Raw genomic sequence first — 8,001 nt, 5'->3', positions numbered from 1 at the left:
TTTGTCGCGGGGGTGATCGATGGCTTTCTTCGAAGTTGACGGACAGGCGCTTCACTACATTGATCAAGGCACGGGCCCGGCGGTATTGCTGGCCGGCAGCTACCTGTGGGACCAGGCCATGTGGGCGCCTCAGATCGCAGCGCTGTCGCCTCACTATCGGGTGATTGCGCTGGACCTCTGGGGCCATGGTGAATCGGGGCGCTTGCCTGAAGGCACCACATCACTGGATGACATCGCACGCCAGGCGCTGGCCTTGCTCGATCATCTGGACATCGACCGGGTGACGCTGGTCGGGCTGTCGGTCGGCGGCATGTGGGGCGTGCGCCTGGCGTTGTCGGCGCCGCAACGGCTCAACGGTCTGGTGCTGATGGACACCTACGTCGGCGTCGAGCCGGAGCCGACTCGCCAGTACTACTTCTCGCTGTTCAAACAGATCGAGGAAAGCGGCGGGATCTCCGAGCCACTGCTGGATATCGTGGTGCCGATTTTCTTCCGCCCGGGCATCGATAAAGAGTCGGCGCTGTATCAGGATTTCCGCGCAAAACTCGCCGGCTATTCAGCTGAACGCCTGCGCGAGAGCATCGTGCCGATGGGGCGCATCACCTTTGGCCGTGATGACCTGTTGCCGCGTCTGGGCGAGCTGAATGCGGCGACCACACTGGTGGTCTGCGGCGACCAGGACAAGCCACGCCCGCCGTCGGAAGCACGGGAAATGGCTGAGTTGATTGGCTGTTCGTGTGTGCTGGTGCCGGAGGCGGGGCATATCTCCAATCTGGAGAATCCAACCTTCGTGACCGACACGCTGCTGAAGTTTCTGGCTGGGCTGAAGTAACGAAAACGCCCACGCATTGCGTGGGCGTTTTTTATTTCGGACCGAGAATCTTCGCCAGTTTGTCCGGCGTCGGCGCGCCTTGCTGTTGTTGCAATTCGCCCTTGTCGTCCATGTAGAAGATCGCCGGGGTGGCCTGCAAGTCCAGGTCTTCCATCAACTGCATGTTCGCCGCGAGTCTGGTCTGCACGGCCACCGGAATGTCCTTCAAGGCCTTGAGCGTGCTGGCCTTGCCGGCTTTCTCGTGATCTTCCAGGGCTTTGCTCGGGTCTTTGGCGGCGAGCAGGGCGGCGGCTTTGGCCGGGCTGTCTTCGCGGATGATGCCGACCATGATGTGCCGCAACTGCACCTTGCCGGCCTTGACCCATGGGCGGGCCTGTTCCCAGAACATGTTGCAGTACGGGCAGTTTGGATCACTGAACAGGTACACCGTGCGTGGTGCGTCCTTGTTGCCGTCCTGAATCCAGTTGCTGGCCTCGAACTTGGCCCAGACTTCCTTGGCCATCGGCGCGTAGACCAGTTTTTGCAGCGGCGCGCTGCTCAGGTCGTTGCCGTCGGCGTCGTACAGGTTGCCCAGCAGCACGTGCTTGCCGTCCGGCGTCAGGTACAGCGCCATGCCGCGGTTCTGGTATTGCGCGGCGTAACCGCGCAAGCCGTCCGGTGCGTCGAACTGGCCGACGATTTTTGCGCCCTTGGCTTCAATCTTCTTGATCGCTTCAGGCAATTCTTCGGCGGCCTGGACCGACGGCAAGTGCAGCAGGGCTGCGCTCATGGTCAGCGTCAGCAGGTGGCGGAGGCGGGGCATGGCAGTTTCCTTGAAGAAGAGGTGGCCGGATTCGGGCTGGAAGCCGGGGTGTCGAAGTTTTCCAGGGCGCGGGCCAGGCTGGCGTTCGACAGCTCGCCCAGATGGCTGCTCAGCAGACGACCGTCCGGGCTATAGAACAGGGTAGTCGGCAGGGCCATGGAACCCACGGCCTGACCGAGGCGTCCGCTGCGGTCGAACAGCACGTTGTTCAGGCTCAGGCCCTGGGTTTCGAGAAAAGTCGCAACGCTTTGCATGCTTTCGGCCTGGTTGACGAACAGGAACGTCAGGTCCGGGCGTTGTTGCTGGGCGTTTTCCAGCACCGGCATTTCCCGTCGGCACGGCGGGCACCAGGTGGCCCACAGGTTGATCACCAGCGGCCCGCCCTGATAGTCGCTGAGTTTCACGGTTTCCCCGGCGGCGTTGCGCAAGGTGATGTCCGGCAGGCGCGTGCCTTGCTCATAGATGTTCAGCGACAGGGTCGCCAGCACCCAGAACGCCACACCGCTGACCACACCGAAACCCAGCGGTCGACGCAAACCCGGCCGGCGCCAGCCGCGATACAGCGCCGCGAGCAACAGCACGATCACCCCCGGCCAGGCGAGGAAGCCGCCGTCGCGCAAGTCGATGATCTGCCAGAGATCGTTGCGATAGTGCCCCCAGTACATGGCGACAAATGCCATGCGCGCCGCCAGCATGCCGAGCAGAAACAGGCTGAACAGCGCCGACTCGGGGTTGTCACCGCCGCGCTTGGCCACCCGCCAGCCGACGAAGGTCGCCAGCGCCAGCGCGCTGATCAGCAGCAGGTGGTTGAGGGCGATGGCAAAGGTGCCGAGGGTGAAGGTCAGCATTAACGGGCGTCTCGGGTGGTGGTCCAGCGTTGCAGGAAAGTATCGGCATCGACCTCGCCGGTGATGCGCTGGCTGCGGCGCTCTTCGCCGTCGTCGCCGATCCACACGAAACTCGGTGGCCCCGGCACTTTATAACGGCCGAGCAGTTCGCGGCTGGCGGCATTGTCGGCGGTGACGTCGAGTCGGAGCAAGCGCACATCGCTCAGGGCCTGCATCACCCGCGCCTGGCCGAACACCTGTTTCTCCATCACTTTGCACGACACGCACCAGTCGGCGTAGTAGTCGAGCAGCACCCACTGGCCCTGAGCTTTGGCGGCGTCAAGCTCACGTTGCAGGGCGGCGGGATCCTTGATCGTCGTGAAGGCTTCGTGGCCGTTCGGGGCCGCCGTGCCGACGCGGCCGGCGCTGTACACCTGCAACGGCTGATACGGGTCGTCACTGCCGCCCGCCGCACCGACCACCAACAGACTGCCCCACAAGCCCAGCAACAGCGAACCGGCACCGAACAACTGCGCCACGCGACCAAAACCCTCGGATTGTTTCCAGGCGCTGTAAGCGGCGATCAACAGCAGCGCGCCGCACAGACCCAGCCACAGCGACGGATCCAGCACCGGTCGCAGCATCAGCAGCGCGGTGGCGAGGAACAGGAAACCAAACACGCCTTTGAGCAGATTCATCCACGCGCCGGGCTTGGGCAGGAAGCGATTGCCGACCGTCACCAGCAACAGCAGCGGCACGCCGATGCCGATGCCCAGGGCAAACAGGATCAGGCCGCCGTGCAGTGCGTTGCCGCTTTGCGCGATGTAGAGCAGGGCGCCGGCCAGTGGTGCGGTCATGCACGGGCCGACCAGCAGACCGGACAGTGCGCCCAATACGCCGGCGCCGATCAGGCTGCCACCGCGCTGACTGCGCGAGGCGTGTTCCAGTCGATCCCGCAGGGCCACCGGCAATTGCAGCTCGAAGAAGCCGAACATCGGCAGCGCCAGAACAACAAACACGGCCGCGAACGTTCCGAGCAACCATGGGTTCTGCAACCACGCCTGCAAGTTGGCCCCCAGCAGCGCGGCGATGACGCCCATCGCTGCGTACACCAGCGCCATGCAAACTACATAACTGCCGGCCAGCGCGAAACCGCGACGCGGCGTGGCACCGCTGCCCACCACCATGCCCGCCAGAATCGGCAGCATCGGCAACGAGCACGGCGCAAACGCCAGCAGTAGACCGAGACCGAAGAACACCAGCAGGCTCCAGCCCAGTGAGTGCTGCTGAAGACCGCTGGCCAGTGCCTGATCCGGTGCTTCATCTGTCGTTGCTGCGGCTTTGCCGCCGAGGTCGATCACTCGCGTTTGCGGGGGATAGCAAAGACCGGCATCGGCACAGCCCTGATAAGTGACCTTGATCTGGCCTTGGGCGGATGACGGGATTTTCAGCTCGAGGCCCTGGCGATAAACCGGTTGCTCGCCGAAATACTCGTCGCTGTGGGACTCGCCTTCGGGCAGGGCCGGGACGTTCTCCGTCGCCAGCCCGTCGAACTTCAGGCGCTTCTGATACAGGTAATAACCGTCGGCAATTTGCCAGAACAGCTGGGTCTCACCGGAATCCAGACGTTCCGAGGTCAACACGAATGCCTTGTCGACCGGCAGAAACTCCGGTTTTGAAGCAAAGGGATCGTTCCCCGCCTGGGCCAGACTTGAAATCAACAGTGCAAAAAACAGAAAAAAATGACGCATGGAGAAGCCTTGTCCCTGTGCAATTGAGGGGCACAATGGCGGGCAGTGATTAACCGATGATTAACCGGGAACATCCATGCGCCAAAACCGCGAAGCACTGAAGCTTCCAGCTAAACGGGACGTCAGAGACCCCGGGTTAATCCGGCGAATCTGCCATTGATATTGTGCGCATCTCCTTCGACTCGGCCTTTTTGCATGTTGTAAATCACGAATTGCTCATTAGTCAGGAAGATGTACCACAGGTTATCGCTGAAAGTGGGGTCGATTTGCGCAGCGGTAATAAGACGATGTTTATACGGTTCAAGTCCAGGTAGTACTGAATTGGGTTGGTGGTTTATTTTTTGCGTTACAGTATCGAATGTCAGATGAGTGCCATCCTTTAACAGGAAGCGAAACAGGTACTTGTGCCCGATTGCTTCCAGCCAGGTGCCGGCAACAATTCTGTCGAAGTACGGCAGGATAGGGGTCCAGAGAGAATTGGCGAGATTGTAAAAGGCATCAGCCTTGTCAGTGTCCTGGTTATAGGCGCAAACCCATGGACGATTGCCGTTGTAAAAGAACAACCAGCTAATGTCCTTGTCGCCCGCTTGTGTTTGTGTAAATCCGAAGCGCAGGTGCTTGGCATGGGCATCGAACCCTTCCCAGTTGCCCTTGATCGGTTTTGGATAATCATTCAGTACTTTTTCGTCGCCATTGTCATAGCGGGAGAAGATATCAGCATCTTTGAAGAAAAAATAAATCCGGTCAGCACCGGAGCGCCAGTCGATAGCGACAAAGTTATTGAGTTTGGACATTGGGTTTTCCTTTGATAAGTAGTGGTTATGATTCGGTTGTATCGGCTTTGTATCTTTTGCACTTTGAGATTACCGTGGCGAATAACTTTTTCGCACTGGGTTTGTGATTGCTGTTTGTGTCAGTTGGAACTTGTTGAGTTGTTGTTTGTTAAGTTTTTAGTTGCCGTTGCGGCAGTCGGGTTTGATAAAAAACTCGCCCATGGGCGTAGCCATCGGGATCGTGCTTTTCCTTGGCGCGGGCAGTGTCCATAATTGCCGCTTAATCCTCTGCTGCTTGAATCGCGTTTTTTCTCATGGAGCTCCCATGCACGTACTGGTTTGCGAAGACGACGAGTTGATCGCCAGCGGGATTGTTGCCGGGCTGACAGCGCAAGGCCTGACCGTCGAGCACGTCAACACGGCCTCCAAGGCGCGGGCGATTCTCAAGGTCGCCGAATTTGACGTGATGGTGCTCGATCTCGGCCTGCCGGACGAAGATGGCCTCAAGTTGCTGCAACAACTGCGTCAGCAAGGGCTGGAAATTCCGGTGCTGATCCTGACTGCGCGGGATTCGGTCACGGATCGGGTCGACGGCTTGCAGTCCGGCGCCGACGACTACCTGCTCAAACCGTTCGACCTGCGCGAACTGTTCGCCCGTCTGCAAACCCTGTTGCGCCGGGTGGCCGGGCGCAGCGTCAATCTGATCGAACATGGCGCACTGACCTACGACCCGAGCAGTCGCGAAACCACGCTGGCGGGGCGCCCGGTGGATCTGTCCCGTCGCGAACAATCCCTGTTGCAAGCCTTGCTGCACAACCGTGGCCGGGTGCTGTCCACCGAGCAGTTGAAGGACAGCGTCTACGGTTTCAACGATGAACTGGAGAGCAATGCGCTCAACGTGCACATCCATCACCTGCGCAGCAAACTGGGCAAGGGCATCGTCGAAACCGTGCGCGGTTTGGGTTATCGCCTGGGCCCGGCCGATGGCGGAGAAACCGACAAGTGATGAGTCTGCGCCTGCGCCTGAGCCTGACTCTCGGCGCTGCGTTCGCGCTGATCTGGGCCCTGGCGGCCGCCTGGATGCTCAGCGACCTGCGCAACCAGATGATGTTTTCCCTCGACCAGCGCCTGGTGGCGTCGGCGCGGATGGTCGCCGGCTTGCTGGAACAATTGCCGGCCATTCCGAGCAAAGGCGAGGGTACGCATTTCAGCGCCGAGCAACTGAACATTCCCGGCGGCATGGCCTGTCAGGTCAGCTCGCTGCGCGGAGAAATCCTCGCTCGCAGCCACAATAATCCGGAACAGGCACTGGAAGCGCAGAAAATGGGCTTCCACGATCAGATGATCGATGGCGCGCCGTGGCGCAGCTTCACCCTGGCTCGGGGCGATGTGCGAATTACCACTGCCGACCGGGTGATCGAGCGCGAAGCCCTGAACATGTCGATCCTGCTGGCGGCCTCGGTGCCGGTGGGCGTGGCGTTGCTCGGCTGCCTGTGCCTGTTGTGGCTGGGGATCGGCCAGGGCCTGGCACCGCTCAACCGCTTGCGTGAAGCCTTGATGCGCCGCAACGCCGACTCGCTTGAGCCGTTGCAGTTACAGTCATTTCCCAGCGAACTGAAACCGCTGCTCGAAACCCAGAATCAGCTGTTCCAGCGCATCGGCAGGACCATCGAGCGCGAACGTCGCCTGACCGGCGATGCCGCCCATGAACTGCGTAGCCCGCTGACCGCGATCAAGACCCACCTGCAAGTGGCGCGCATGACCGATGGCAGCGCTCGCGATCAGTCCCTGGCCCGGGCCGAGGAGGGCGCCGACCGTCTGCACCGGACCCTTGAGCAATTGCTGTTGCTGGCCCGGGTCGAAGGCAGTCTGTCGTTCGACGACGGCGTGCAGTGCAGCGCCGAGCAGGTGGCGAAACTGGCGATTCAGGACTCGGCCAGCGACCAGCGCCAGCGGATCAGGCTGCACCTGCCGGAACACTTGTCCGCTGCGCCCCTGCAAATGCCGGCGGTGCTGTCGATCGCGGCGCTGCGCAACCTGCTGGATAACGCTTTGCGTCACACGCCGACGGACGGCGCGGTGGACCTGAGCCTGGAGACCACCGCCAATCGCGTGCGTTTCGTGGTACGTGATCACGGCCCGGGCATTGCCCCGGACGATCTGCAGCATCTGACCCAACGGTTCTGGCGCAACGGCCAGAGCACTGGGTGTGGATTGGGGCTGGCGATTGTCCAGGCCATCGTTCAGCGCTGCGCCTGCACCTTGCATTTCGACAGCCGCCCGGATGGTTTGCGGGTCGAGCTGACCATGCCGCTGCAACCGGTCTGACTTGATGCCGGGCACATCAAATGTAACCTCTCTCCATTAGTCATCCGTCGGCCGCGACGTTATTGTCGGCCAGCCTTTGACTCAATGGATTGAGGGAAACAGCGCCATGGAAGCACCCATCCACATCTGTCCCGCCACAGTCGCCGACGCCGGCATCATCAGCCGGATTCTCGAGCGTTCGATCCGAGTCGGTTGTGCGCTCGATCATCGCAACGACCCACAACTGGTCGACCGTTGGGTCCGCCGACAATCGGCTGAACACATCAGCGCCTGGCTCGCCGATCCGCATCTCTATCTGAATATCGCGCTTCTTTACGATAAGCCGGTCGGTGTCGGCATGGCCGCAGCCAATGGCGAGGTCACGTTCTGTCATGTGCAGCCGGAGTGGTTTCGTCGCGGTGCGGGGCGCGCACTGATGGGCGATCTCGAGGGTTGGCTGCGGATTCGTGGCCAGCCTTGCGTCACGCTCGCCAGCACGCGAACCGGCGAGGCGTTCTACCGGCGTCTGGGGTATCGCGAAGCAGCATCTGCTTTCACGCATCACGGCGTTTTGAGCCTGCCGATGCACAAGCCGCTGGGGTTGTCGGCCTGACATTCGATCAAGGGTGTAAATCCTCGACACGCTGGTGCGTTTCCAGAACAGGAAAACCAGCATGTGCGCTCCGCGACCGGAACGCGCACCTGCCCG

At 61.2% G+C, this 8,001-nt stretch carries 8 protein-coding genes; 4 read left to right on the top strand and 4 right to left on the bottom strand.

The window, feature by feature from the left end; genetic code table 11:
- Positions 1-19 precede the first annotated feature (19 nt).
- Positions 20-832 (top strand): alpha/beta fold hydrolase, encoded by an 813-nt coding sequence (locus tag QLG12_RS27485; RefSeq protein WP_197869074.1) that lies wholly within the window; start codon positions 20-22, stop codon positions 830-832.
- A gap of 31 nt (positions 833-863) precedes the next feature.
- On the opposite strand, the gene dsbG is transcribed toward QLG12_RS27485, so the two are convergent.
- The 4 genes from dsbG to QLG12_RS27465 all read right to left on the bottom strand — a co-directional run bounded on the left by dsbG (position 864) and on the right by QLG12_RS27465 (position 5,006).
- Positions 864-1,634: a thiol:disulfide interchange protein DsbG gene (gene dsbG, locus QLG12_RS27480; RefSeq protein WP_197869073.1), complete on the bottom strand. Its 771-nt coding sequence runs from the start codon at positions 1,632-1,634 to the stop codon at positions 864-866.
- A complete protein-coding gene (locus QLG12_RS27475; RefSeq protein ID WP_282475556.1) occupies positions 1,610-2,482 on the bottom strand; it encodes a TlpA disulfide reductase family protein in 873 nt (290 codons plus the stop codon). Before QLG12_RS27475 ends, dsbG begins: the two co-directional genes overlap by 25 nt.
- Entirely contained in the window at positions 2,482-4,212 is a 1,731-nt protein-coding gene (gene dsbD, locus QLG12_RS27470; protein ID WP_197869071.1) for a protein-disulfide reductase DsbD, read from the bottom strand. The genes QLG12_RS27475 and dsbD overlap by 1 nt, the downstream gene beginning before the upstream one ends.
- Positions 4,213-4,334: 122 nt before the next feature.
- Positions 4,335-5,006, bottom strand: coding sequence for a hypothetical protein (locus QLG12_RS27465; protein ID WP_197869070.1), 672 nt, complete (start codon positions 5,004-5,006; stop codon positions 4,335-4,337).
- A 304-nt stretch (positions 5,007-5,310) separates the two neighbouring features.
- Between QLG12_RS27465 and QLG12_RS27460 the strand changes: the two genes are divergently transcribed.
- From QLG12_RS27460 to QLG12_RS27450, 3 genes are all read left to right on the top strand, one after another.
- The gene (locus QLG12_RS27460; protein WP_064378569.1) at positions 5,311-5,991 is read left to right on the top strand and encodes a response regulator; all 681 of its coding nucleotides are present in this window, start codon (positions 5,311-5,313) and stop codon (positions 5,989-5,991) included.
- Positions 5,991-7,313, top strand: a complete 1,323-nt coding sequence (locus QLG12_RS27455) for an ATP-binding protein (protein WP_197869069.1) — start codon at positions 5,991-5,993, stop codon at positions 7,311-7,313. Before QLG12_RS27460 ends, QLG12_RS27455 begins: the two co-directional genes overlap by 1 nt.
- Positions 7,314-7,419: 106 nt before the next feature.
- Positions 7,420-7,905: a GNAT family N-acetyltransferase gene (locus QLG12_RS27450; protein WP_282475555.1), complete on the top strand. Its 486-nt coding sequence runs from the start codon at positions 7,420-7,422 to the stop codon at positions 7,903-7,905.
- Positions 7,906-8,001: the final 96 nt, after the last annotated feature.

It is taken from the genome of Pseudomonas sp. V88_4 (assembly GCF_029967985.1).
GTDB classification, from domain to species: domain Bacteria; phylum Pseudomonadota; class Gammaproteobacteria; order Pseudomonadales; family Pseudomonadaceae; genus Aquipseudomonas; species Aquipseudomonas glycinae.
The sequence above is the reverse complement of the archived record's forward strand: the minus strand, read 5'-3'. Positions and strand labels throughout refer to the sequence as shown.

Excerpts from the sequence above, each read along its gene's own strand:
- dsbG (WP_197869073.1), bottom strand. The coding sequence starts at position 1,634 with ATGCCCCGCCTCCGCCACCTGCTGACGCTGACCATGAGCGCAGCCCTG.
- QLG12_RS27460 (WP_064378569.1), top strand. The coding sequence starts at position 5,311 with ATGCACGTACTGGTTTGCGAAGACGACGAGTTGATCGCCAGCGGGATT.
- QLG12_RS27465 (WP_197869070.1), bottom strand. The coding sequence starts at position 5,006 with ATGTCCAAACTCAATAACTTTGTCGCTATCGACTGGCGCTCCGGTGCT.
- QLG12_RS27455 (WP_197869069.1), top strand. The coding sequence starts at position 5,991 with ATGAGTCTGCGCCTGCGCCTGAGCCTGACTCTCGGCGCTGCGTTCGCG.
- QLG12_RS27475 (WP_282475556.1), bottom strand. The coding sequence starts at position 2,482 with ATGCTGACCTTCACCCTCGGCACCTTTGCCATCGCCCTCAACCACCTG.
- dsbD (WP_197869071.1), bottom strand. The coding sequence starts at position 4,212 with ATGCGTCATTTTTTTCTGTTTTTTGCACTGTTGATTTCAAGTCTGGCC.
- QLG12_RS27485 (WP_197869074.1), top strand. The coding sequence starts at position 20 with ATGGCTTTCTTCGAAGTTGACGGACAGGCGCTTCACTACATTGATCAA.
- QLG12_RS27450 (WP_282475555.1), top strand. The coding sequence starts at position 7,420 with ATGGAAGCACCCATCCACATCTGTCCCGCCACAGTCGCCGACGCCGGC.